The sequence below is a fragment of the Pseudomonas caricapapayae genome (assembly GCF_001400735.1).
In the GTDB taxonomy this organism is placed as follows: domain Bacteria; phylum Pseudomonadota; class Gammaproteobacteria; order Pseudomonadales; family Pseudomonadaceae; genus Aquipseudomonas; species Aquipseudomonas caricapapayae.
In genome coordinates, this window is the sequence record NZ_LJPW01000041.1 from 69,621 (window position 1) to 94,803 (window position 25,183).

General features: G+C 59.5%; 21 protein-coding genes. 12 read left to right on the forward strand and 9 right to left on the reverse strand.

The features are described 5' to 3' along the window. Positions 1-72 precede the first annotated feature (72 nt). From zipA to ALO80_RS05835, 3 genes are all read right to left on the reverse strand, one after another. Positions 73-942 (reverse strand): cell division protein ZipA, encoded by an 870-nt coding sequence (gene zipA, locus ALO80_RS05825; protein ID WP_054985245.1) that lies wholly within the window; start codon positions 940-942, stop codon positions 73-75. A 250-nt stretch (positions 943-1,192) separates the two neighbouring features. Next, positions 1,193-4,681: a chromosome segregation protein SMC gene (gene smc, locus ALO80_RS05830; RefSeq protein ID WP_055008268.1), complete on the reverse strand. Its 3,489-nt coding sequence runs from the start codon at positions 4,679-4,681 to the stop codon at positions 1,193-1,195. Positions 4,682-4,685: 4 nt separating this feature from the next. Next, positions 4,686-5,345, reverse strand: coding sequence for a GntR family transcriptional regulator (locus ALO80_RS05835; RefSeq protein WP_054988466.1), 660 nt, complete (start codon positions 5,343-5,345; stop codon positions 4,686-4,688). A 275-nt stretch (positions 5,346-5,620) separates the two neighbouring features. Here ALO80_RS05835 and xdhA point away from each other — a divergent pair, with 275 nt between their 5' ends. From xdhA to guaD, 4 genes are read left to right on the forward strand one after another with little or no spacing between them, the layout of a single operon-like run. Continuing rightward, on the forward strand, positions 5,621-7,075 hold the full coding sequence (xdhA, locus tag ALO80_RS05840; protein WP_055008269.1) for a xanthine dehydrogenase small subunit: 1,455 nt from the start codon (positions 5,621-5,623) through the stop codon (positions 7,073-7,075). Beyond that, positions 7,068-9,539 carry a xanthine dehydrogenase molybdopterin binding subunit gene (gene xdhB, locus ALO80_RS05845; protein WP_055008270.1) on the forward strand — a complete coding sequence of 824 codons (2,472 nt, stop codon included), beginning with the start codon at positions 7,068-7,070 and terminating at the stop codon, positions 9,537-9,539. Before xdhA ends, xdhB begins: the two co-directional genes overlap by 8 nt. Next, positions 9,536-10,405, forward strand: coding sequence for a xanthine dehydrogenase accessory protein XdhC (xdhC, locus tag ALO80_RS05850; RefSeq protein WP_055008271.1), 870 nt, complete (start codon positions 9,536-9,538; stop codon positions 10,403-10,405). The genes xdhB and xdhC overlap by 4 nt, the downstream gene beginning before the upstream one ends. Then, entirely contained in the window at positions 10,402-11,715 is a 1,314-nt protein-coding gene (guaD, locus tag ALO80_RS05855; RefSeq protein ID WP_055008272.1) for a guanine deaminase, read from the forward strand. Before xdhC ends, guaD begins: the two co-directional genes overlap by 4 nt. 155 nt (positions 11,716-11,870) lie before the next feature. On the opposite strand, the gene ALO80_RS05860 is transcribed toward guaD, so the two are convergent. Together ALO80_RS05860 and uraH are read right to left on the reverse strand one after the other, a co-directional pair. After that, positions 11,871-12,614 (reverse strand): GntR family transcriptional regulator, encoded by a 744-nt coding sequence (locus tag ALO80_RS05860; protein WP_055008273.1) that lies wholly within the window; start codon positions 12,612-12,614, stop codon positions 11,871-11,873. Between the two features lie 111 nt (positions 12,615-12,725). After that, positions 12,726-13,079, reverse strand: a complete 354-nt coding sequence (gene uraH / locus ALO80_RS05865) for a hydroxyisourate hydrolase (RefSeq protein ID WP_054988472.1) — start codon at positions 13,077-13,079, stop codon at positions 12,726-12,728. Between the two features lie 400 nt (positions 13,080-13,479). Between uraH and puuE the strand changes: the two genes are divergently transcribed. The 6 genes from puuE (at position 13,480) to ALO80_RS05900 (ending at position 19,113) form a co-directional block, all read left to right on the forward strand. After that, on the forward strand, positions 13,480-14,409 hold the full coding sequence (gene puuE / locus ALO80_RS05875) for an allantoinase PuuE (RefSeq protein ID WP_055008275.1): 930 nt from the start codon (positions 13,480-13,482) through the stop codon (positions 14,407-14,409). Beyond that, positions 14,406-14,921: a 2-oxo-4-hydroxy-4-carboxy-5-ureidoimidazoline decarboxylase gene (gene uraD / locus ALO80_RS05880; protein ID WP_055008276.1), complete on the forward strand. Its 516-nt coding sequence runs from the start codon at positions 14,406-14,408 to the stop codon at positions 14,919-14,921. Before puuE ends, uraD begins: the two co-directional genes overlap by 4 nt. A 41-nt stretch (positions 14,922-14,962) precedes the next feature. Next, positions 14,963-15,958: an allantoicase gene (alc, locus tag ALO80_RS05885; protein ID WP_055006241.1), complete on the forward strand. Its 996-nt coding sequence runs from the start codon at positions 14,963-14,965 to the stop codon at positions 15,956-15,958. Between the two features lie 209 nt (positions 15,959-16,167). Continuing rightward, positions 16,168-16,680: an ureidoglycolate lyase gene (locus ALO80_RS05890; protein ID WP_055008277.1), complete on the forward strand. Its 513-nt coding sequence runs from the start codon at positions 16,168-16,170 to the stop codon at positions 16,678-16,680. A gap of 5 nt (positions 16,681-16,685) precedes the next feature. After that, a complete protein-coding gene (locus ALO80_RS05895; RefSeq protein WP_055008278.1) occupies positions 16,686-17,960 on the forward strand; it encodes a urate hydroxylase PuuD in 1,275 nt (424 codons plus the stop codon). Positions 17,961-18,327: 367 nt separating this feature from the next. After that, the gene (locus ALO80_RS05900; protein ID WP_054988478.1) at positions 18,328-19,113 is read left to right on the forward strand and encodes an outer membrane protein OmpK; all 786 of its coding nucleotides are present in this window, start codon (positions 18,328-18,330) and stop codon (positions 19,111-19,113) included. 79 nt (positions 19,114-19,192) lie between these two features. On the opposite strand, the gene ALO80_RS05905 is transcribed toward ALO80_RS05900, so the two are convergent. Both ALO80_RS05905 and ALO80_RS05910 read right to left on the reverse strand, forming a co-directional pair. Then, positions 19,193-20,101 (reverse strand): DUF808 domain-containing protein, encoded by a 909-nt coding sequence (locus tag ALO80_RS05905; RefSeq protein WP_055008279.1) that lies wholly within the window; start codon positions 20,099-20,101, stop codon positions 19,193-19,195. A 145-nt stretch (positions 20,102-20,246) separates the two neighbouring features. After that, the gene (locus ALO80_RS05910) at positions 20,247-20,753 is read right to left on the reverse strand and encodes an Lrp/AsnC family transcriptional regulator (protein WP_055008286.1); all 507 of its coding nucleotides are present in this window, start codon (positions 20,751-20,753) and stop codon (positions 20,247-20,249) included. A gap of 186 nt (positions 20,754-20,939) precedes the next feature. Between ALO80_RS05910 and ALO80_RS05915 the strand changes: the two genes are divergently transcribed. Beyond that, entirely contained in the window at positions 20,940-21,956 is a 1,017-nt protein-coding gene (locus ALO80_RS05915; protein WP_054988481.1) for a 1-aminocyclopropane-1-carboxylate deaminase, read from the forward strand. Between the two features lie 51 nt (positions 21,957-22,007). Here the strand turns inward: ALO80_RS05915 and ALO80_RS05920 are convergent, their stop codons facing one another. Next, the gene (locus ALO80_RS05920; protein WP_055008280.1) at positions 22,008-22,862 is read right to left on the reverse strand and encodes a LysR family transcriptional regulator; all 855 of its coding nucleotides are present in this window, start codon (positions 22,860-22,862) and stop codon (positions 22,008-22,010) included. A 74-nt stretch (positions 22,863-22,936) separates the two neighbouring features. Between ALO80_RS05920 and ALO80_RS05925 the strand changes: the two genes are divergently transcribed. After that, positions 22,937-23,869: a DMT family transporter gene (locus ALO80_RS05925; protein WP_055008281.1), complete on the forward strand. Its 933-nt coding sequence runs from the start codon at positions 22,937-22,939 to the stop codon at positions 23,867-23,869. A 29-nt stretch (positions 23,870-23,898) separates the two neighbouring features. On the opposite strand, the gene ALO80_RS05930 is transcribed toward ALO80_RS05925, so the two are convergent. Further along, positions 23,899-25,183, reverse strand: a 1,285-nt coding sequence (locus tag ALO80_RS05930; protein WP_055008282.1) for a methyl-accepting chemotaxis protein, incomplete at its 5' end; no start/stop codon positions are given.

Sequence of the window (25,183 nt, forward strand, 5' to 3'; positions counted from 1 at the left end):
CTGTTGCGGCCCCGCCCCGCTTAAAAGCACGCCAGAGCGCGCTTTTCGTCGGGTATCTGCGCCAGAAAGCGCTTAACCGCGACGCTGGGTCAACGCTCGGCGCTCGAATTCAACGATGCGCTGACGGTAGTGCTCGATCGTCTGTGCAGTCATGACACTGCGCTGGTCATCCTTCAGTTCGCCATCAAGCTCGTGGGCCAGCTTGCGGGCTGCGGCAACCATCACGTCAAATGCCTGCTTGGGATGACGAGGGCCTGGCAAACCAAGAAAGAAGCTGACTGCACGAGTGCTGAAATGGTCGATGTCGTCCAGGTCGAACACGCCGGGCTTGACCGCATTGGCCATCGAAAACAGCACTTCGCCGTTGCCTGCCATGCTTTCGTGGCGGTGGAAAATATCCATCTCGCCAAAACGCAGGCCGCTTTCCAGGATGTTCTGCAGCAGTGCCGGGCCCTTGAACCCGCCTTCGCTGCGCGAGATCACGCTGATGACCAGTACTTCCTCGACCGGAGGCAGGTCCTTGTCTTCAGTAATGCGCTGGGCAGGCTTGTCGTCCGGGAAATCGTCGTCGCGCGCGGTGAACAGGCTCGGTCCGTCCAGGTCCAGATTCAGATCACCCTGCTGCGGTTCGTCCTTGCGTTTCTTGTCACTGCTGCCGCGTTTATCGCTGTTGCTGCGCTTGCCTTCACGCGGGCTTGCACTCATCGACGGCAGATCGTGCTCGTCGAGCTGCGGCTCCTTGTGAGTATCCAGCACACGGGGAGGCCCGAGCACTTCGGCGGTCGTGGCTTCCTCCTCATCCGGAAGATTGGAGAAGCTTCGATCCAGCCTGAATTTCAATTTACCCTTGCTGCCGCGCATACGGCGCCAGCCATCAAAGAGAATACCGGCAATGACTATTATGCCGATGACGATCAGCCACTCGCGCAGACCGATTTCCATGTAATCCAGTGCCTCTAATGAAGAAATCTGAAAATAAGGGCCTAAACCCCTTTAATACGTGGTGCCAAGTCCATGTTCTGACTGGCAATTTGCCCACGCGAAAATAAAAAGTGGTCACTAAACTAGCACGACCAAAGGTAACTTTACACCGTCTGTTACGTCTCTTCGCCGCCCAAAGTGCCATCTATTGCACAACCGTCACATTTTCAGGTCCTAGCGCAGCGATTTCCCCGGTCGATCCAGCGTTCAATCAGGCATCCACCAGCGCCATCGCCTGCTCTACATCCACCGCTACCAGCCGCGAACAGCCGGGCTCGTGCATCGTTACACCCATCAATTGATCAGCCATTTCCATGGCGATCTTGTTGTGGGTGATGTAGATGAACTGAACAGTTTGTGACATTTCTTTCACCAAACGTGCATAACGGCCCACGTTGGCGTCATCCAGCGGCGCATCCACCTCGTCAAGCATGCAAAACGGCGCAGGATTGAGTTTGAAAATGGCAAAAACCAGCGCCAGTGCAGTCAAGGCTTTTTCACCGCCCGACAGCAGATGAATGGTGCTGTTCTTCTTGCCGGGAGGACGCGCCATGATTGTCACCCCTGTATCGAGTAAATCTTCGCCCGTCAGTTCCAAATAAGCAGAGCCACCACCGAAAACTTTTGGGAAAAGTGCCTGAATTCCGCTATTTATCTGATCGAAGGTATCTTTGAAGCGGTTCCGGGTTTCCTTGTCGATCTTGCGAATGACGTTTTCCAGCGTGTCGAGCGCTTCTACCAGATCCGCATCCTGCTCATCCAGATAGCGTTTGCGCTCGGATTGCTGCTGGTACTCGTCGATGGCGGCGAGGTTGATTGCCCCGAGACGCTGAATACGCCCGGCGATGCTTTCCAGTTGCTGTTCGGCAGCCTGTTCGCTGGCCTCCGGAGTCAGCGTGGCGAGCACGCCATGCAGATCGTAGCCGTCTTCATGCAACTGATCCTGGAGAGCCTTGCGACGCACGGTCAGCGCCTGCCATTCGAGGCGCTGCTGCTCCAGCTGGCCGCGCAACAACTGCGATTGCTGCTCGGCCTGAGTGCGGCGCTTTTCGGCTTCACGCAATTCGCGGTCAGCGTCTTCGAGCGCGTTCTTGGCGATGCGCATTTCGTCATCGACCACCATTCGCCGCTCAAGCAATTCTTCGAGTTTGAGGCGCAACTCTTCAAGGGGGGCCTCGCCCTCCTCCAGGTTCAGGCTCAGTTGCTCGCGCTTCTCGGTAAGCCTTTCGGACTGCATGCGCAGGCGTTCCAGCGCCTGACGCGTCGAATCGTACTGCGCCTTGAGCGACCCCAGGCGTACCGCCAACTGATGGCTGTGGTCCTTGTGCTGGCGCGCATCCTGGCGCACTCGGTCCAGACGCTCGCGAAGCGCATCGCGTTGGGCCTGGAGCACCTCACGCTGCTCGGTATCCTGCGCCATCGCATCCAGTGCATCCTGCAACTGCAGGCGCGATTCGCCGAGGTGCTCGTGCTCGACAGCACGTTGTTCGCCCAGCTCGGCCAGCTCTTCGTCCAGACGGGAGCGACGCAGGGTCAACTGCTCGACCTTTACCTTGACGGCCGACAACTGCGCCTTCAGCTCACTTTGCTGGCGGGTTTCGTCCTGCACACGACGGCGCAGTTGTTCGCGAGCGTCTTCCTGCTGCGACTGTTGCTCACGCAAAACCAGCAACTGCTCTTCAAGTGTGGCCAGCGTCGCTTCGCGTTCATCACGTTCCAACCCCAGCCGTTGCAACTCCTGCCCGCGGGCCAGCACGCCGCTCTGCGCTTCGCTGGCGCGTCGTACGCGCAGAAAGTGCGGCCCTACCCAGTAACCGTCACGACTGACAAGGCTTTGCCCGGCACCGAGTTGCTTGCGTCGTGCCAGCGCCTCGTCCAGGTCGCCGACTGGAATCACCTGACCGAGCCAGGCCGACAGATCAACCGGACTGTCCACCTTCTCCAGCAGGCTACCCGGCATCCGCACAGTGTCGGTACCGGTGCTCAACAGGCGCAGGTCGCCTTGCTGGAAGTTCGCCAGATCGAGCCCGTCGAAGTCATCCACCAGTACGGCCTGCAAATCAGCGCCAAGCACAGTCTCCACCGCCAGTTCCCAGCCTGCTTCGACACTCAGTCCTTCGGCCAGCCGCGGGCGCTCGGCCAATTGCTGATCGCGCAGCCATTCGGCAATGCCGGTGTCAGGGTCGAGTGCGGCCTGTTGCAACGCTTCCAGGGAGGCCAGCCGGCCATTGAGACGTTGCAGCTCGCCTTGCGCCTGCTGTTGCGCCTGACTGGCGTGTTGCAGCGCATCACGCAATTGCTCCAGCCGCTCGACCGCCTGTTCTTCACCCAGATGCAGCTCTTCGAGGGTCATGTCACGGGCGGCAAGGTCTTCACCAAGCTCCAGAATGGCCGCATCTTCGGGGTCGGCGGCCAGCAACTGACGCTCTTCGGCCAGGCGCCGCTGACGCTCGGCCAGTCGTTCAATGCTCTGTTCCAGTTGCTGAATGCGCGACTGCTGGACCTGCGCCTGACGCTGCGGCTCGGCAGATTGCTGATTGAAGACGTCCCACTTCTCTTGCCAGCCCTGCATGGCCGCTTCGGCGTCCTCCAGCGCAACGGCCGACTCCTCGGCGGCCGCGCTGGTCATTTCCTGCTCGGGCTCAAGCATTTCCAGCTCTTCGCCGAGGGTGGCGAGTAGCGTGGTGTCGTGGCCAAGGTGAGATTCGGTTTCCTGGCGGGCGCGTTCGGCTTCGCGCAGGTCGTCCTGCAACTGGCGCAGGCGCTGCTGGCCGTGCTGGATGCTTTGCTCGACGCGGGCAATGTCGCCGCCTACCGAGTAGAAACGGCCCTGCACCAGATTGAAGCGTTCGGACAGATCATGATGCCCGTCGCGCAGCCTCTCGATACTGGCATCGGCGCTGCGCTGATCTGCCACCAGCGCCTCGAAACCGACTTCCTGATTGCCGATCACGGCCTCGCGCTGACCCACCAGATCATTCAAAGCCTGCCAGCGCAGCGCCGACAGTTGCGCCTTCAACTGCCGTTCTTCGGCTTTGTATTCCTGATACTTCTCGGCGGCCTGAGCCTGCCGGTGCAGACGCTCCAGCTGACGCTCGAGCTCTTCGCGCAAGTCAGTCAGACGTGCCAGATTTTCGTGGGTGCGGCGAATACGGTTTTCGGTTTCCCGACGCCGCTCCTTGTACTTGGAGATCCCGGCGGCTTCTTCGATAAAGTTGCGCAGGTCTTCAGGCTTGGCCTCGATCAGCTTGGAGATCATGCCCTGCTCGATGATCGAGTAGCTGCGCGGCCCCAGGCCGGTGCCGAGAAAGATATCGGTGATATCGCGACGGCGGCATTTGGTGCCGTTGAGGTAGTAGCTGTTCTGGCTGTCGCGCGTCACTTTGCGGCGAATCGAGATTTCCGCATAAGCCGCGTACTCGCCGACCAGGGTGCCATCGGAGTTGTCGAAGACCAGCTCGATACTCGCCTGGCTGACCGGCTTGCGGCTGGTGGAGCCATTGAAGATGACGTCGGTCATCGACTCGCCGCGCAGGTTCTTGGCCGAGCTTTCGCCCATGACCCAGCGTACCGCATCGATGATGTTGGATTTGCCACAACCGTTGGGACCGACAACAGCCGCCATGTTACTGGGGAAGTTCACCGTGGTGGGGTCGACGAAAGATTTGAACCCCGCCAGCTTGATGCACTTCAGGCGCATGCGGTCAGCCCGCTGCCAAAGCGGACAGCACAAGCTGACAGCTGCGCTGACAGTAGCTGACCAGCACAACGCGAGTCTTCTGCAGATCACGCGCGATCACGGCGGCAAGCAGATCGCCGAACAACGTCAGGTAATCGCTCATCTCTGCCTTGCGCTGCTCGAGCGCCAGGAAATAGCTACGGCTCATGGAGGGCTGCAGGTTCTCGACGGTTTCTTCAAGGTACGGGTTGTTAGCGAACGGATAGGCCGCGCGCATCACATTGAAGCTCTCTTCGACAAAGGCCTTGGCGTCCTGCTGTTCGAAACTGGCCTGCAGACGCTGCTGGATCTGCACGAACGGCGCGAGATCCGCCTCGGTCTTCCAGCGTTCGACCACCGCATTGGCCAGCAGAATATACAGCTCGCTCATCAGGCTGCACAGACTGGTCACGTTATGCGCATTGAGCACCGTAACCTGTGCGCCCCGACGCGGCAGGATCACCACCAGATGGCGGCGTTCCAGAATCAATAATGCTTCGCGCACGGAACCACGGCTGACGTTCAACGCCTGCGTGACTTTCTGCTCCTGGATACGCTCTCCAGGCTTAAGCTCACCGCGAATGATCCGCTCGGCAAGATGATGAGCGATTTGCTCAGCGAGGCTGTCCGGGGCCTTGAACGTCATGACTATCCTTCAAAAAAACCAGTTCTGCATGCAAGCCGCGGAGTGTATCGCAACCTGCATGGATGGCGCAGGGCCATAAACGCGGAAACTGGCACGAAATACGCAAAACCTTGAATTCACCCGTATGGGCGATCCAGGGACCAGGGGTCTTTGATCGGCAGATTGCTGAAAAACTCAATTTCCTGACTCTCAAGTCAGAAACAAATTGACCCAATAAGCAGAGCTGATAGATTCATCGACATGTCTGATGACAATAAATGTGAGGGATTTGCGCCGTGATTCAGTTCCTTTTGAACCAAGAGCTAAAAACCGAGCGCAGCCTGAATCCGAATATGACCGTGCTGACCTACCTGCGTGAGCAGGCACACAAGCCCGGTACCAAGGAAGGTTGCGCCAGCGGTGACTGTGGTGCCTGCACCGTCGTCGTCGGCGAGTTGCACAATGACGTTACCGGCAAGCAGACGCTGCGTTATCGCAGCCTCAATTCTTGCCTGACCTTCATGGCTTCCCTGCACGGCAAGCAATTGATCAGCGTCGAGGACCTCAAGCATCAGGGCCAGTTGCACAGTGTGCAAAAGGCAATGGTCGAGTGTCACGGCTCGCAATGTGGCTTCTGTACGCCGGGCTTTGTCATGTCGCTTTTTGCCCTGCAAAAGAACAGCAGCGACGCCGACGCGCATCAAACCCATGAAGCCCTTGCGGGTAATCTGTGCCGCTGCACCGGTTACCGCCCTATTCTGGCTGCTGCCGAGCAATCTTGCCGCCAGCGCCTGCCCGATCAGTTCGATCTGCGTCAGGCTCAGACCGTCGAGCGGCTGCGTGCAATTGCTCCACACACGCCAGGCGAGCTGAGTGACGGTGAAAAAAGCTGTTTCATTCCGCTGACGGTGGTTGATCTGGCGGACCTGTATGGCAGGTATCCGCAGGCCCGTTTGCTGGCAGGCGGCACCGATCTGGCGCTGGAAGTCACCCAGTTCCACAAGCCATTGCCCGTCATGATTTACGTCGGCCACATCGACGAGATGAAGGGCGTGGCCCGTTTCGACGACCGTCTGGAGATCGGTGCGGCAACCCCGTTGACCGATTGCTACGCAGCGCTAAACACCGAATACCCGGACTTCGGCGAGTTATTGCAGCGCTTCGCCTCGCTGCAGATCCGCAATCAGGGCACGCTGGGGGGCAATATCGGCAACGCTTCCCCCATCGGCGACTCCCCGCCTCTGCTGATCGCCCTTGGTGCGCAGGTCGTGCTGCGCAAGGGCAACCGCCAGCGCACCCTGGCGCTGGAAGACTATTTCATCGATTACAAAGTCACGGCCCGTCAGGAAAGCGAGTTCATCGAAAAGATCATCGTACCCACTGCCGACCCTCGGCAGACCTTTCGGGCCTATAAAATCTCCAAACGGCTGGATGACGATATCTCGGCGGTTTGTGCGGCTTTTCGCCTGAGAATGGAAGACGGTGTGATCCGCGAGGCGCGCATAGCGTTCGGTGGCATGGCGGCGATTCCCAAGCGCGCAAAGGCCTGCGAAAAGGCCTTGATCGGGCAGTCATGGAGCCACGCAACCGTGGAGCAGGCTTGCGCCGCTTTGAGCGAAGATTTCACACCGCTGTCGGACTTCCGTGCCAGCAAGGAGTACCGCCTGTTGAGCGCACAGAACCTGCTGCGCAAGTATTTCATCGAACTGCAGACGCCTGCCGTTGCAACGCGGGTGACTGACTATGTCTGAACATTCCCCATCCATGACCCAGGCCGAAATGCTTGCCGTGTTTCAGCAAGGTCTGAGCACTGGCGTTGGCCGCAGCGTCAAGCACGACAGCGCCGACAAGCACGTATCCGGCGAGGCGGTGTATATCGATGACCGCCTGGAGTTTCCCAATCAGTTGCATGTGTACGCACGTCTGTCCGACCGTGCCCACGCGCGAATCATCAGCATTGACACCACACCCTGCCATGCTTTCGACGGCGTACGCATTGCGATTACCCATGAGGATATTCCAGGGCTGAAAGACATCGGTCCGCTGCTGCCCGGCGACCCGCTGCTGGCCATCGACACGGTTGAATTCGTCGGCCAGCCGGTGCTCGCCGTGGCCGCGCGTGATCTGGATGTCGCACGACAGGCGGCAATGGCAGCGATCATCGAATACGAAGACCTGGAGCCGGTGCTGGATGTGGTTCAGGCGCTGCGGCAGAAACACTTCGTGCTCGACAGCCACACGCACAAGCGTGGTGATTCAGCGGCGGCTCTGCAACGTGCCACGCACCGCTTGCAGGGCAATCTGCACATCGGCGGCCAGGAACATTTTTATCTGGAAACGCAGATATCCTCGGTGATGCCGACCGAAGACGGCGGCATGATCGTCTATTGCTCGACCCAGAACCCCACGGAAATCCAGAAGCTGGTGGCCGAGGTACTGGGCGTGCCGATGAACCGGATCGTGGTCGACATGCGCCGCATGGGCGGCGGTTTTGGCGGCAAGGAGACCCAGGCGGCCAGCCCGGCATGCCTGTGCGCCGTTATTGCCCGACTCACCGGCCAGCCCACCAAGATGCGCCTGCAACGCTTCGAAGACATGCAGATGACCGGCAAACGCCACCCGTTCTACATCGAGTACGACGTGGGCTTCGACGACGACGGTCGCTTGCAGGGCATACAGCTGGATCTGGCCGGCAACTGTGGCTATTCGCCGGACCTCTCGGCGTCCATCGTCGACCGCGCCATGTTCCACGCCGACAACGCCTATTATCTGGGCGAAGCCACCGTCAACGGCCATCGCTGCAAGACACACACGGCTTCCAACACGGCCTACCGGGGCTTTGGCGGCCCGCAAGGCATGGTCGCCATCGAAGAGGTCATGGACTGCATCGCTCGCTTCCTCGGCAAAGACCCGCTGGCAGTGCGCAAAGCCAACTATTACGGCAAGACCGAGCGTAACGTCACGCACTATTACCAGACAGTCGAACACAACCTGCTGGAAGAGATGACCGCCGACCTGGAGCAGAGCAGTCAATATGCCGAACGCCGCGAAGCCATTCGTGCGTTCAACGCAAGCAGCCCGATTCTGAAAAAAGGCCTGGCACTCACGCCGGTCAAATTCGGCATATCCTTTACCGCCAGCTTCCTCAATCAGGCAGGGGCGCTGATCCACATCTACACCGACGGCAGCATCCACCTGAACCACGGCGGCACCGAGATGGGCCAGGGTTTGAACACCAAAGTCGCGCAGGTCGTGGCCGAAGTGTTTCAGGTGGACATCGACCGTATCCAGATCACTGCCACCAACACCGACAAGGTGCCGAACACCTCGCCCACGGCGGCCTCCAGCGGCACCGACCTGAACGGCAAGGCCGCCCAGAATGCCGCCGAAATCCTCAAGCAGCGGCTGGTGGAGTTTGCCGCCCGGCACTATCAGGTGGCGCAAACAGACGTCGAGTTCCGTAACGGTCACGTGCGGATCGGCGACAGGTTTCTGCCTTTCGCCGAGTTGGCACAACTGGCGTGGATGGGGCAGGTGTCACTGTCCAGCACGGGTTATTACAAGACGCCGAAGATCTTCTACGACCGCAGTCAGGCGCGTGGCCGACCGTTCTATTACTACGCGTTTGGCGCGGCCTGCGTCGAGGTCATCGTCGATACCCTGACAGGCGAATACAAAATGTTGCGTACTGACATCCTGCACGATGTCGGTGCCTCGCTGAACCCGGCCATCGACATCGGTCAGGTCGAAGGCGGCTACATTCAGGGCGCAGGCTGGTTGACCACCGAGGAACTGGTATGGAACGACAAGGGCAAACTGATGACCAGTGGTCCGGCGTCCTACAAGATCCCGGCGGTGGCAGACATGCCGCTCGATATGCGTATCAAGCTGGTGGAAAACCGCAAGAACCCGGAAGACACCGTGTTCCACTCCAAGGCTGTGGGCGAGCCGCCGTTCATGCTCGGCATCGCCGCGTGGTGCGCCATCAAGGATGCCGTGGCGAGCCTGGGTGACTACCGTCATCAGCCCGATATCGACGCCCCGGCGACACCGGAAAAAGTGTTGTGGGGCTGTGAGCAGATGCGTCGGAACAGCGCTGCGCGTTGCGCATCGAGCGCGCGCGCCGAGCCGGTTGTAGTTGCACTTCCCACTGTGGGAGCGGGCTTGCTTGCGAAGGCGTCCGTTGGCAACGATGCCGACAGGGAGCAGAAATGAACAACTGGATCAGCGCCCTGGCCGAGCTACAGGCCCGTGGAGAACCCGGCATCCTGGTGACCATTATCGAGGAACTGGGCTCGACGCCGCGCAACGCCGGCTCAAAGATGGTGGTCTGTGCCGAACGCATCCATGACACCATCGGCGGCGGCCATCTGGAATACAAAGCCATGGAAATCGCCCGCGAGATGCTTGCCAGCGGCTCCCGGCAGACGCGGCTGGAGCGCTTCAACCTGGGCGCGAGTCTGGGCCAGTGCTGCGGCGGCGTGAATGTGCTGCTGTTCGAACCGATGGGCGAGCCTGTCGCACAGATCGCGGTGTTCGGTGCCGGTCATGTCGGTCGTGCGCTGGTGCCGCTGCTGGCCAGCCTGCCCTGCCGGGTGCGCTGGATCGACGGCCGTGACAATGAATTCCCAGCGTCGATGCCCGAGGGCGTGTTGAAAGTCGTCACTGACGAGCCGGTCGACGAAGTCGCGCAACTGCCCGTCGGCACTTATTGCATCGTCATGACCCACAACCATCAACTTGATCTGGAACTGACCGCCGCCATCCTCAAGCGTGGCGACTTCGGCTATTTCGGGCTGATCGGCTCGAAAACCAAACGCGTCAAGTTCGAACACCGCTTGCTGGAACGCGGTTTCGACGCCAGCCTGCTGCAACGCATGCGCTGCCCGATGGGGCTGGCAGAAGTCAAAGGCAAGCTGCCCATTGAAATCGCAGTGTCCATCGCAGCCGAAATAATCGCCACTTACAATGTCAGTTTTGGCCAGCACAGCGCCAATGCCGAACCTATCGCCAGACTGCTGCCCGCATCGCGCCGCAGCCAGTCGCAATGGCCGCAGTCAGTCCCAACGAGAGTCCCATGAGTTCAGTTTCCCGCCGTACAGCCTACCGCGCCGCCATCGTTCATAGCATCGCCGACCCCGCCGAGCGGGAGGTCGATGCTTCTTATGAGTATTTCGCCGACGGCCTGCTGCTGGTCGAGGACGGCAAAATCGTGTCGGTGGGCCCTGCTGCCGATCTGCTCGACAGCCTCGACAACGACGTCGAGCTGATCGAGTATCCAGACGCCCTGATCACCCCGGGCTTCATTGACACCCATATCCACTTGCCGCAGACCGGCATGATCGGTGCCTACGGCGAACAGCTGCTGGACTGGCTCAACACTTACACCTTCCCCTGCGAAAGCCAGTTCGCCGACCCTGAGCATTCGGCGCAAGTGGCGGACATCTTCATCAAGGAGCTGTTGCGCAACGGTACGACCACAGCACTGGTCTTCGGCAGTGTGCATAAGGAGTCGGTCGAAGCTTTTTTCAGTGCGGCGCAGGCGCTTGATCTGCGCATGATCGCCGGCAAGGTGATGATGGACCGCAACGCGCCGGATTATCTGGTCGACACGCCGGAATCCGGCTATGCCGACAGCAAGGCGTTGATCGAGCGCTGGCATGGCAAGGGCCGCTTGAGTTATGCCGTAACGCCACGTTTTGCACCGACCAGCAGCCCGGCACAGCTGCGCCTCGCCGGGCAGCTGCTCACCGAATACCCTGGCCTGTACATGCAGACCCACCTTAGCGAAAACCTTCAGGAAATCGAGTGGGTCAAGGGGTTGTTCCCGGAGCGCGAGCACTACCTGGACGTCTACGATCACTTCAACCTGCTCGGCGAGCGCTCGGTATTCGCCCATGGCGTGCACCTGTGCGACGAGCAATGTGCGCGACTGGCGCAGACCGGCTCGGCGATTGCCTTCTGCCCGACGTCCAACCTGTTTCTGGGCAGCGGCCTGTTCAACCTGCCGATGGCCGAAAAGCACAAGATCAATGTCGGCCTGGGCACCGACGTAGGCGGCGGCACCAGTTTTTCGATCCTGCAAACCTTGAACGAAGCCTACAAGGTCATGCAAATGCAGGGTGCGCGGCTCAGCCCGTTCAAGTCACTGTATCTGGCGACATTGGGCGGTGCACGGGCACTGCGGCTGGAAGACAAGGTCGGCAGCCTCAAGCCTGGCAACGAGGCTGACTTTCTGGTGCTCGACTACAACGCCACCCCGCTGCTGTCGTACCGATTGAAGCAGGCCAAAGGCATCGAAGAAATCCTGTTTGTGCTGATGACGATCGGCGATGACCGGACCGTGAAACAAACCTGGTCGGGTGGACGGTTGGTGCATGAGCGTGGTTGAACCTGCGTTCCTGCACAGCTCTCGACCCTCACGTTCCAGCCTGGGGATGCGGCTCGCGACGCTCTGTCGCAAGAGGGCGTGAACCGTTCGGAACGGCATGACAATGGGGGCGTCGCACGATAGGCATTCACGATAGTTAAACTATCCGTGCAGCCTCAACGCCCCGGCTTTTTCCTGCTCATGACATGTGAAAACACTGCCTGCAAATCATCCGAGGCACTGTCTTCGTCGAGGTTGAGTTTGCTGTCGATGTGGTCCATGTGGTGCATCATCAGGTCGACGGCCAGCGCTGTATTACGCGACTCGATGGCGTCGATCAAGCGGGCGTGTTCGTCGTAGGAACAATGCGTGCGGTTGCCGGATTCATACTGGGCGATGATCAATGACGTCTGCGACACCAGGCTGCGCTGGAAGCTGATCAGCGGCGCATTTCTGGCGGCTACGGCCAGTTGCAGATGAAACTCTCCGGACAGGCGGATACCTGCGCCACGGTCACCACGGGCAAAGCTGTCGCGCTCATCGCTGACCAGTTGACGCAGGTCGGCCAGTTGCTCTTCAGTGGCGTGCTCGACCGCCAGTTCAGTGATTGCCTTCTCGACCATGCGCCGGGCAAAAAACACCTGACGCGCCTCTTCAACGCTGGGGCTGGCGACCACGGCCCCCCGGTTGGGGCGCAATAATACGACGCCCTCATGCCCGAGCCGCGACAAGGCGCGACGAATGATGGTGCGGCTGACACCAAAAATCTCGCCCAGCGCCTCCTCGCTCAATTTGGTACCAGGTGCCAGCCGCTGCTCCAGAATGGCATCGAAAACATGCTCGTAAACGATATCGTCCTGAGTAACGCTGCGGCTGGCGCTGCGCGGCTGTTTCTTGAGAGGCAGGGACTGGTCGTTCATGGGCACTCGTGCGCAGGTGGGTTACGGCGTCGGGACGGACGCATTGTACACAGGGCAAAACCGCAAACGCGCGCAAAAAAAAGCCCGCAGTGTGGGGCGGGCAAGAGGTATTCAGCTGCCCCGGTACGTCGAGTAGCTGTATGGCGAGATTAACAGCGGCACGTGAAAGTGCTCCTGACCTGCATCAATGCCGAAGCGCAGCACCACCTCATCCAGAAAAGCTGGCTCGTTCAGGACCACACCGCGTGCGCGGTAGTAATCGCCGGCCTTGAAGTGCAGTTGATAGACGCCGGAGCGATACGTGTCACCTTGCAATAAAGGCGCATCGCAGCGTCCGTCGCTGTTGGTGACCGCGCTGACAAGGTGCAGCAGTTGCTGATCTTCGACACGATACAACTCAATGCGGATGGCACTGCCTGGGCAACCGTGGGCGGAATCCAGTACGTGTGTGGTCAATTTCCCCAAAACTTCACTCCTCACCCTCAGCGATCTTGAAACAGTGCACCAATGGAGTGCTCTGTGCCGTGCGACTGCAACCGATTAAGACACTTTTGAAAAAACCTGTACACAATAAAGTCTTCGCTGAGCGACAGTCGATCCCTGCGCGGCTCTTCGGGCATTCAATTGACTGAAACGAAGGGAAGCAGAGGAAAAATATCAGATTTTTTCTGATTATCTGACTACTCAGGCAGGTTTCTTGCTTGCTTTGCGTGTACCAATGCACTTCAGCGAGGAAACCTACAGGGTTACCAGCCAGGGTTACAAGCTGAAAATAAAATTGTATACAATCTTCGCTTTGCAGTGCCGGCTTCGCCATCTGCACCGCACCTGTCTATTGCACATTACGCACAAAAGGAAGCTTGCAGTGAGCGCTGACTATCCACGCGACCTGATCGGTTACGGCAACAACCCGCCTCATCCACGCTGGCCGGGTGATGCGCGCATTGCCCTGTCCTTCGTGCTGAACTACGAGGAAGGTGGCGAGCGCAATATCCTGCATGGCGACAGGGAATCAGAGGCGTTTCTGTCCGAGATGGTGGCTGCGCAGCCATTGCAGGGCCAGCGCAACATGAGCATGGAGTCTCTGTACGAGTACGGCAGCCGTGCCGGTGTATGGCGCATTCTCAAGCTGTTCAGGCAGTTCGATATTCCTCTGACTGTCTTCGCCGTGGCCATGGCCGCCCAGCGTCATCCGGATGTGATCCGCGCCATGGTCACCGAAGGTCACGAGATCTGCAGCCACGGCTATCGCTGGATCGACTACCAGAACATGGACGAAGCCCAGGAGCGTGAGCACATGCGCCAGGCGATCCAGATCCTCACCGAGATCAGCGGCGAACGGCCGCTGGGCTGGTACACCGGTCGTACCGGCCCCAACACCCGGCGTCTGGTGATGGAGGAAGGCGGTTTTCTCTACGATTGCGACACCTATGACGACGACCTGCCGTACTGGGAGCCGAACAACCCGACCGGCAAGCCGCATCTGGTCATCCCCTACACGCTGGACACCAACGACATGCGCTTCACCCAGGTGCAGGGCTTCAACAACGGCGAGCAATTCTTTCAATACCTCAAAGACGCTTTCGACGTGCTGTATGCGGAGGGCGAAGACGCACCCAAGATGCTTTCCATCGGCCTGCATTGCCGCCTGATCGGGCGCCCTGCCCGCCTTGCCGCACTCAAGCGTTTCATTGAGTACGCCAAAGGCCATGAGCAGGTGTGGTTCACTCGACGTGTCGATATCGCCCGCCACTGGCACACTGAACATCCGTTTACCGGCAAGGCGGCACAATGAGCACGTTTCAGAAGCTGACGCCCTCGAGCCTGGACAGGGATGCATTCGTCGCAGCCTTTGCCGACATCTATGAGCATTCGCCGTGGGTCGCGCAACAGGTATTCGATCAGGGCACAAGCCATGAGCTGGATCAGGTCGAGGCCCTGCACGCCCGCATGAGCAGAATTCTGCTCGGGGCCACCCACGCACAACAACTGGCGCTGATCAACGCTCACCCGGACCTGGCCGGCAAGGCCGCCGTTCAGGGTGAGCTGACTCAGGCCAGTACCGATGAACAGGCCGGCGCCGGTATCCACCACTGCACGCCTGAAGAGTTTCAGCGTTTCACCGAGTTGAACGAGGCTTACAAGGCGCGTTTCGGCTTTCCGTTCATCATGGCGGTCAAGGGCAGCGACAGACATAAAATTCTGGCGGCGTTCGAGCAACGCATCCATCACTCGCCCGAGGCCGAGTTCGCTTGCGCCTTGGCCGAGATCAACAAAATCGCACTGTTTCGTCTACAGGCGCTTTGAGCGTCGCCGTTATCCACCTGTTCAGAAGGCAGACAAGAAGCATGAAAGTTTACGCCGCACCGTTCGAGAAGTTCGTGAACCTGGCCGACGCACGCCTGGGCACCAAAATCCTTTCGGTCACCGATGACTGGTTCGCCGACGCCAACCGGCTGTTCCAGCCGACCCCGGCGGTCTGGAAAGAAGGCGTGTTCGACGACAACGGCAAGTGGATGGACGGCTGGGAGTCGCGCCGCAAGCGTTTCGAAGGGTACGACAGCGCAGTGATTCGCCTCGGTGTGGCGGGAACGATCAAGGGTGTGGACATCGACACCTCGTTCTTCACCGGTAACTTCCCGCCGTCCGCGTCGCTGGAAGCGTGCTTCCTGGCTTCCGGCGAGCCGGATGAAAACACCGCCTGGACTGAGGTTCTGCCGTCCGTGGAATTGCAGGGCAACAGCCATCATTACCACGAGATCCATCACGATCAGGCGTTCAGCCATCTGCGCTTCAACATCTACCCCGACGGCGGTGTCGCGCGTCTGCGGGTCTATGGCGTGCCGCATCGCGACTGGTCGAAAGTCAGCGAAGACGAGCAGATCGACCTGGTCGCGGCACTCAACGGCGGCCGATCGGTTGCCTGCTCGGACGAACACTACGGCAGCATGAGCAACATCCTCAATCCTGGCCGGGGCGTGAATATGGGCGACGGCTGGGAGACAGCCCGCCGTCGTACACCGGGCAACGACTGGGTGATCGTGGCGCTGGGTCACAAGGGCGAGGTCGAGAAAGTCATCGTCGATACGCTGCACTTCAAGGGCAACTACCCGGACAGCTGTTCGATTCAGGGCGCTTTCGTCAAGGGCGGCACCGACAGTCAGATCGAAACCCAGAGCCTGTTCTGGCGCGAGTTGCTGCCCAGCCAGAAGCTGACCATGCATGCCGAACACGAGTTCGTCGAGCAGATCAACGCCATCGGCCCGATCACCCATATCCGCCTGAACGTTTTCCCGGACGGTGGCGTGAGCCGCCTGCGAGTGCTGGGCAAGGTGGCCAGATAACAACGCGCCGCAAGGCAACGGGCTATCGTTCCCACGCTCCGCGTGGGAATGCATTTCCGGAGGCTCTGCGTCCAGTCCTGATTGTGTGGCGCGGCGCAGAGTTGTGACGCAGAGCGTGACGAAATGCATGTCAACGCGGAGCGCTGGCGATAGTCATCAATACGAATGTGCAAACGACCCACCCTCAAAACCATTGAAGAAGAACCCGCATGCGCACACTGATAATCGAGCCACTGACCAAGGAAGCCTTTGCGCCATTCGGTGATGTGATCGAAACCGACGGCAGCGATCACTTCATGATCAATAACGGCTCGACCATGCGCTTTCATCGTCTGGCTGACGTGCAGACCGCGCACCCGGACGACAAGGCGATCATCAGCATCTTCCGCGCCGAGGCGCTGCAGATGCCGTTGACCATTGGCATGCTGGAGCGGCACCCGCTGGGCAGCCAGGCATTCATTCCGCTGCTCGGTAACCCTTTTCTGATCGTGGTCGCGCCCGTTGGCGATGCGCCCGAATCAGCGCTGACCCGCGCCTTTGTCTCCAACGGCAGGCAGGGTATCAATTACCACCGCGGCGTCTGGCACCACCCGGTGCTGACGATAGAAAAGCAGGATGACTTTCTGGTGGTTGACCGCAGTGGCGAAGGCAACAACTGCGACGAGCATTACTTTGCCGAGAGCCAGTTGCTGGTTCTCGACCCCCACCCACTGGAAGGGTAAAAACCGTGCTGGCACATATGATGGAATGGCTGAATCTGGGCGTGCGCTGGATTCACATGATCGTGGGCGTCGCCTGGATCGGCGCATCGTTCTACTTCGTCTGGCTGGAGAACAACCTCAACCGCAGCAATCCGCGTGACGGGTTGTCGGGGGACTTGTGGGCCATCCACGGTGGCGGTATTTACCACCTGGAGAAGTACAAGCTCGCGCCACCGACCATGCCGGAGAACCTGCACTGGTTCAAATGGGAAGCCTATTCCACCTGGCTGTCGGGCGTCGCGCTGTTGTGTGTGGTGTTCTACGCCAACCCGACGCTGTACCTGCTGGCACCGGGCAGCAGCCTGAGCGGTGCAGAAGGTGTGCACATCGGCCTGGGTTCGCTGTTTGTCGGCTGGTTCATCTACAGCTTCCTGTGCGACTCGCCGCTGGGTAAGCGCCCTGCACTGCTGGGCCTGATTCTTTTCCTGTTGCTGGTCGCGGCGGCTTACGGGTTCAGCAAGGTGTTCAGCGGTCGTGGTGCGTACCTGCACGTGGGCGCGATCATGGGCACCATCATGGTCGGCAACGTCTTCCGCATCATCATGCCGGCCCAGCGAGCGCTGGTCGCCGCCATCGCCGAGAACCGCACGCCGGACCCGAGCCTCCCAGCAAAGGGCCTGCTGCGTTCGCGGCACAACAACTACTTCACCCTGCCTGTGCTGTTCATCATGATCAGCAACCACTTTCCGAGCACTTACGGCAGTGAATACAACTGGCTGATTCTGGCGGGCATCGCCCTCCTGGCGGTGTTGGTACGCCACTATTTCAATACGCGGCATGACAGCCATCGATTCGCCTGGACCCTGCCGGTCGCCGCGCTGGGCATGCTCTGCCTGGCGTATGTCACCGGCCCTGCGCAACCACCGGCAAAAATCGTTTATCAACCGCTGCCCGGCACGGCAGTCGGTGGCCATCGGGCCGATGAAAAGCCCTTGGCACCCGCAGTTGCACCGGTCGAGGCAAAGCCTGCCGACAGCGGTGCGGACTTCGCCAAAGTGTACGAAGTGATCCAGCATCGCTGCACGGTGTGCCACTCGGCCACGCCGACCAGCCAGCTGTTCAGCGTTGCGCCTGCGGGGGTGATGTTCGATACGCCGGAACAGATCCGGCAACAGGCCCAGCGCATCAAGACGCAGGCCGTCACTTCGCCGATCATGCCGCTGGGCAATATCACCCAGATGACCCAGCAGGAGCGCGAACGGGTCGGAGCATGGATCGATCAGGGCGCACCTATCAACTGATAAAGGCAGCGCCGCGCCCCACTTTCGCTCCAGACGCCCTGCGCTGGAGCACTTGAGCCCGGCAGCGCGAGTCAGTATCCTCCGCCGCCGCTGCAAAACCGGACCCCCATTCCCCCGTACGTTGAATCTGACCTGACAGCCAACTAGCTGACTGAGCAGTCAGGACTCTCTCGACCCGGAAAAATGACTTGAAACCGACACGTTAGTGCCGGTTTGAGGATTACTTGAACTTTTTTCATTGATTGGCGCAGCTCTTGCTAACAACACAAAGCTGACCAGACAGACAAATTACTGCAACCACAGACAAGGCGTCACTCAGAGAACGCCGGTCTGAAAAAATCACGATCTATCTCAAGGGGCTCACCGAATGAACCGTACGTTTTCCAGCGTATTACTGGCCAGCAGTCTGCTGGCCGCCGCGCCAGCCATGGCCGGGGATATTTTCCAGTGGCAGAGCAACAGCCTGACCTACCTCAACGGGCGGGACTTTGCGGTCAATCCGGAAAACCAGCAGACGTTCACCTTTGAACATGCTGACAGCTGGAAGTACGGCGACAACTTCTTCTTCGTCGACAAGATCTTCTACAACGGCAAGAAAGATGCGACCGCCGGTGACAATACCTATTACGGTGAATTCTCGCCCCGCCTGTCGCTGGGCAAGATAACTGGCCAGAAGTTCGAGTTCGGCCCGATCACCGATGTGCTGATCGCTGCAACTTACGAGTTCGGCGAAGGCGATAACGAGTCGTACCTGATCGGCCCGGCGTTCGATTTGAAGATTCCGGGCTTCGATTACTTCCAGCTCAACTTCTACCAGCGTCAGACCGAAGGCAACCGTCCGGGCGATGGCGTCTGGCAGATCACCCCGGTCTGGTCCTACACCATTCCTGCGGGTAAATCCGATGTGCTGATCGACGGGTTCATGGACTGGGTGGTGGACAACGACAAGACGTCGCGTGGCACTTACCACTCCAACCTGCACTTCAACCCGCAGATCAAATATGACCTGGGCAAGGCGCTGAACTACCCGGAGCGTCAGCTGTACGTCGGTATCGAATACGATTACTGGACCAACAAATACGGCATCAAGGACAGCAGCGCCTTCGACACCGACCAGAACACCGCGAGCTTGCTCGTGAAGGTGTTCTTCTAAACGCCCCGGTTGTGACTCTCGTTCCCGCGCCCAGCGCGGGAATGCATTTCTGAAGCCTCTGCGCGACGTCCGCCTTCACTCACTCCCTGGCGGTTTTCCAGACCTTGCCAATCAACGTCACCACCAGCACCAGCACCGCTCCGGCAATGATTCCCGCGACCGCATCGATCAGGGTCGGAACAATCATCGACAGACCACCCACGGCACCCGCCGCCGCTTCAGTCACGCCTTCGACCCAATGATGAGCGAATGGCAAACCGTGGACCAGAATCCCGCCGCCGACCATGAACATGGCTGCAGTACCGACGATCGACAGCACTTTCATCAAGACCGGTGCCAGCCACAGCAAAGCGCCACCGATGTTCTGTGCCGCAGAACTTGCCGTCTTTTTCAGGTGCAGGCCCAGATCGTCCAGCTTGACGATACCCGCCACAAGGCCATAGACACCCACGGTAATCAGTACCGCGACGATAACCAGCACGCCGACCTGATCCATGAACGGTCTGGCCGACACCACGCCCAGCGCCAGAACGATAATTTCCGCCGAAAGAATGAAGTCCGTACGAATCGCGCCCTTGATGCGCTCTTTTTCGAACGCGACCATGTCCACCGATGCATCCGTGGTCGCCTGCTTGCGCTGGTCGTGCTCTTCGCCGGTGTCTGGATGCAGCCATTTATGGGCGATTTTCTCGAAGCCTTCGAAACACAGGAACGCACCGCCAATCATCAGCAAAGGCAGAATCGCCCAGGGTACGAAAGCGCTGATCAGCAACGCTGCAGGAACCAGAATGGCCTTGTTGAGCAGCGAACCTTTGGCCACAGCCCAGACAACCGGCAATTCACGATCCGCTGAAACACCGGTGACCTGTTGGGCATTGAGTGCCAGATCATCACCCAGCACACCCGCGGTTTTTTTGGTGGCCAGCGCCACGTCATCGAGCAGGGTCGCAATATCGTCAAGCAGGGTAAGCAAGCTTCCAGCAGCCAAAATGAAAATCCTTGAGCAAGTAAAAAAGCAAACGGCGCTTGGTGAACCACGCGCCAGGGTCAACCGTGTGGCGGCCAACAACTCTGACCTTCATCAGGCGTGAACGTTTGACGCTGCAAGCACCAGACAGGCCACGCCGAACTCTTCAGATGTGCAACTGAGTGGTCGACACCACCTGGCGCAACCCCATGAACGACCGAATCTGTCTGACACCGGGCAAGTACAGCAACTGTTCGGCGTGCAGGCGGTTGAAGCTCTGACTGTCCTTGGTGCGCAGCAACATGAAGTAGTCGAACTCGCCGGTGACGACATGAAACTCCATGCAGCCGGAAACCTTCTGCGCGGCGGCTTCGAATTGCGCGAATGAGTCCGGCGTCGAGCGGTCCAGTACGACCCCGATCAGCACCACCATGCCTGCATCCAGAACATCGCCATTGAGCAGCGCCACCACGCCCTTGATCACACCCGCCTCTTTCAGCCGCTCGACACGCCGCAAGCATGCAGGCGGACTCAGTTTGACCTTTTCGGCAAGTGCCACATTGGAAATGGACGCGTCGCGCTGCAGGGTCTTGAGAATGGCCCGGTCAATCCTGTCCAGCAGCGGGGCCACGTCGATTCCGGACTTTCGAGCGCGTTCATTTATTGCTTTCATCATTAAATTCACACACTAAAAGTTTGTTTGATTCAGTTCAGACTAACGTTTGTTTTGTAGATAGACAATTATTTGCAACCACGATAATGCGCCTATTTTCTATGATGGGAGCCATGCCGGGCAGCGCGATAAAGACATCGAGACCCACCTTCAACGCCCGGATCAACTTATCAATGGAGACCCGATATGAACCTGAGCAAGTTCAAGCGCTACCCTCTGACCTTCGGCCCCTCGCCCATTACTCCCCTGAAACGCTTGAGCGAGCATCTGGGCGGCAAGGTCGAGTTGTATGCCAAACGCGAAGATTGCAACAGCGGCCTGGCATTTGGCGGTAACAAGACTCGCAAACTGGAATACCTGGTGCCGGAAGCCCTCGAAGGCGGCTATGACACTCTGGTATCGATCGGCGGCATCCAGTCCAATCAGACGCGTCAAGTGGCGGCTGTGGCGGCGCATCTGGGCATGAAATGCGTGCTGGTTCAGGAAAACTGGGTCAACTACTCGGACGCCCTGTATGACCGGGTCGGCAATATCGAGATGTCGCGCATCATGGGCGCCGACGTACGCCTGGACTCGGCAGGCTTTGACATAGGCATCCGCCCGAGCTGGGAAAAGGCCATGGCCGATGTCGTGGAGAGCGGTGGCAAACCGTTTCCGATTCCGGCAGGTTGCTCGGAACACCCTTATGGCGGCCTGGGATTTGTGCGTTTTGCCGATGAAGTTCGTCAACAGGAAGAAGAACTGGGCTTCAAATTCGACTACATCGTGGTCTGCTCGGTGACGGGCAGCACACATGCCGGGATGCTGGTCGGCTTCGCTGCCGATGGCCGTGCGCAGCGGGTGATCGGTATCGACGCCTCGGCCAAGCCGGACAAAACCCGCGAGCAGGTCCTGCGCATTGCCCAGAACACTGCAAAACTGGTGGAACTGGGTCGCGACATCACCGCTGAAGACGTGGTGCTCGACACCCGCTACGCCTACCCCGAATACGGCCTGCCGAACGATGGCACCCTTGAAGCCATTCGCCTTTGCGCGCGCCTTGAGGGCGTGCTGACCGACCCGGTCTACGAAGGCAAATCCATGCACGGGATGATCGACATGGTGCGCAACGGCGAATTCCCCGAAGGCTCGAAAGTGCTCTACGCCCACCTCGGCGGCGTACCGGCGTTGAATGCCTACAGTTTTCTGTTCAAGGACGGTTGAGCCAAAAGTGCTCCTGCAGTCGATAGCATCCTTCGACTGCAGTACTTTCTGCTAAACCCGAAAATACTTCTGCAGCGCCTGCGCCAGCAAACTCACCGCCTCATCGGTCTGTGACGACGGCGAGCGCAGGAAAACGATTTCGTGCTCGGGTATCTCAGGCAGGTCATCGAGAATCTGCATGGCTTCCGTGACCCCGCTCCGATCGATCAGGCTGATCGCCAGGCCTGCTTCCACACAGGCTTTGATGGCTTGATTGGACGGGCTTTCGAGGACTACGCGGGTCTTGCGGCTGTTGGCTTTGAGTGACGCCATCATGGCTTCTCGGTAAGGACATTGAGCCGCGTGGATGGCCAGCGGCAACGGGTCCGTGGATGCCAGTACGCCCCTTGCCGGCCCGACCCAGACCGGCTTGGTCGATACCAGAAATTGCGTATCGGCACTCAGTTGCCCTTTGGGTTGCGCGATCACGGCTGTCTGCAACTTGCCGCGCGCAACCTGCTCGCGCAGGGCGTAGCTGGGTGCGGATTTCAATTCCAGCACCACATTGGGCCACGCGGCCGCGAACACTGGCAGGATGTCGCGAATGACATGCACAGCGTACTCATCCGGAACGCCCAGTGTGATGCGTCCGGCCAGATGAGTGCCTTGCAGATCCGCCAGCACCCGGTCATGCGTGGACAACAACTCTGTCGTCGACAACAGCAAGCGCTTGCCCAGCGCCGTCAGCGACACTGCCTGATTGTCCCGGTTGAGCAAGCGTCCGCCCGCCACGGCCTCAAGGCGCTGAATATGCATGCTCACCGCTGCAGGGCTTTTATGAAGTTGCTCGGCGGCTGCGGAAAACTTTCCTATTCGCGCCACCGCGTGAAAGGTGCGCAACAGCTCGATGTCTAGAATGGCGGTCATGGTTCAGTTTTAATGAATAACTCATGCAGTTAATTTTGATTTATTAGACTACGCCGGTTTCGTAACCTGTGTCCATGAACCCACACCTGTCGATTGCTCCAAACGTCTCGCGGCCTGCCTGGCATCAGGCCATTCCCCTTCCCCTGCTCGAAGCAGCGCTGATTCTGACCTGGAGTTCCGGCTTCGTCGGTGCGCGCTTTTCGCTTGAACACGCGCCGCCGCTGCTGGTGGTGTTCTGGCGCTGTGTGGTGGTCACCCTGATCCTGCTTCCCTTGGTCGCCAGGCAATTGAAAACGATCCCGCCTGCCACGCTGTTGAAAAATGCGGGTATCGGTCTGCTGGCCATGACCGGCTACGTCGCCGGTGTCACGCAAGGCATAGCAATGGGCGTACCCGCGGGGCTGGCTGCGCTGTTCGCCGATTTGTTGCCGATGGGCATGGCGCTGCTGGCTGCCGGGGTACTCGGCCAGCGACTTGTCTGGCAAATATGGGCGGGCCTGGGAGTGGGTCTGGTCGGTGTGGTACTGGTCACGTACAGCGCACTTGCGGTGGGAGATGCGCCGTTGTGGGCATATGGTCTGCCACTGCTGGGCATGCTGTCGCTGGCCATCGCGACGCTGTGGCAAAAACACGCGACGGCGACGCAACCCATGGACCTGCTCCCCAATCTGTGGCTGCAATGTCTTGTATCGAGCTTCGCGTTTGCCATCATCCAGGGAACACAGGGCAGCCTGGCCCCGATCCCCAGTACCGGTTTTGCGCTTAGCGTGATATGGACGGTGGGGCTGGCGACGCTTGGCGGCTACGGGCTTTACTGGGTGTGCCTGCGCCGCGCAACGGCTACCCGCGTCGCCAGCGTGCTGTACCTCAGCCCACCGGTGACCATGCTCTGGGCCTGGGCAATGTTCAATGAACCGTTGTCCTGGCAGATAGCGGCAGGCATGGCAGTGTCAGGCGTCGGGGTGTGGATGGTGGTCCGGGCGGAAGGGCGTCAGGTCACCTCGTGACGCTGTCACGAGGCGCCTGATGCCGGGGCTCAGATCCTGAAACGCGCAACCATGCTCTGCAAATCGCTACCCAGACGCGCCAGTTCTACAGTCGACGCTGCACTTTGCTCGGTGGCAGATGCGGATTGATCAGCGATGTCGCGTACGCTGAGCACGCTGCGGTTGATTTCGTCGGTCACTGCGCTCTGCTGCTCGGCAGCGGCAGAAATCTGCTGGCTCATCTGTTCGATCGTACCGATGGACTGATTGATCTCAACCAGCGCCTGCTCGGCCTGACGAGCCAGCACCACAGTACCTTCGGTGCGTTGCAGGCTCGCATCCATCAGGCCCGATGCGGCACCTGTGCCCTTTTGCAGGGCCTGGATCAGCGCTTCGATTTCGGTTGTGGAGTTCTGCGTACGCTGAGCCAGCGAGCGTACTTCGTCAGCCACCACCGCAAAACCGCGTCCCTGCTCGCCCGCCCGTGCGGCCTCGATGGCGGCGTTGAGCGCCAGCAGATTGGTCTGTTCGGCGACGGCCTTGATCACGTCAATCACGCTGCCGATCTTGCCGCTGTCTTCGGTCAGGCGCTGCATGGCTTCGCCCAGTTGCTTCACTTCACCGGCCAACTGGCCGATTTCGCGAGTGGCATGCTGCACCACACTGCTGCCGTGAGCGGCACGCTCGCTGGCCTGTTTGGCGGCCAGTGAAGCGTCTTCGGTGTTGCGCGCAACTTCCTGCACGGTAGACGCCATTTCGTTCATAGCGGTCGCCACCTGATCGACCTCGTTTTTTTGCAGAGTGACGCCCGCGCTGGTCTGTTCGCTGACAGCGGACAGTTGCTCGGCCGCCGTGGCGATCTGCGTCACACCGTTGCCAATGCCGCCGATCAGGCCGCGCAGTGAAACGGTCATATGCTGCATGGTGTTCTGCAACAGACCCAGTTCGTCCTGGCGGGTGGTGCTGGTGTCGTGAGTCAGATCACCGTCGGCGATCCGGCGCGCAGCAATCACGGTGTCGTTCAACGGCACGGTGATCTGACGGGTGATCAGGAACGCGGCGAAGATGCCGATCAGCAGCACCACCAGCGCCACACTCAGCAACTGAACAACGGCAGTGCCCTGTTCTTTTTTGGCGCTGACCACTTGCTGTGCCATCAAGTCGTCGGCCCGTGCAGCGGTGCCGATGGATTGCTGTTGCAGATTGCTACGAACCTGATCGGTTTGCTGCAGCATTTCCGAAATTGACGCCATCAGCACTTTGTACTGTTTCAGCGCGTTCAGTGCGGTGTCCACGGCAGCGTTCGCTTCATTGGGCAACTGGCTGCGCGCAGCC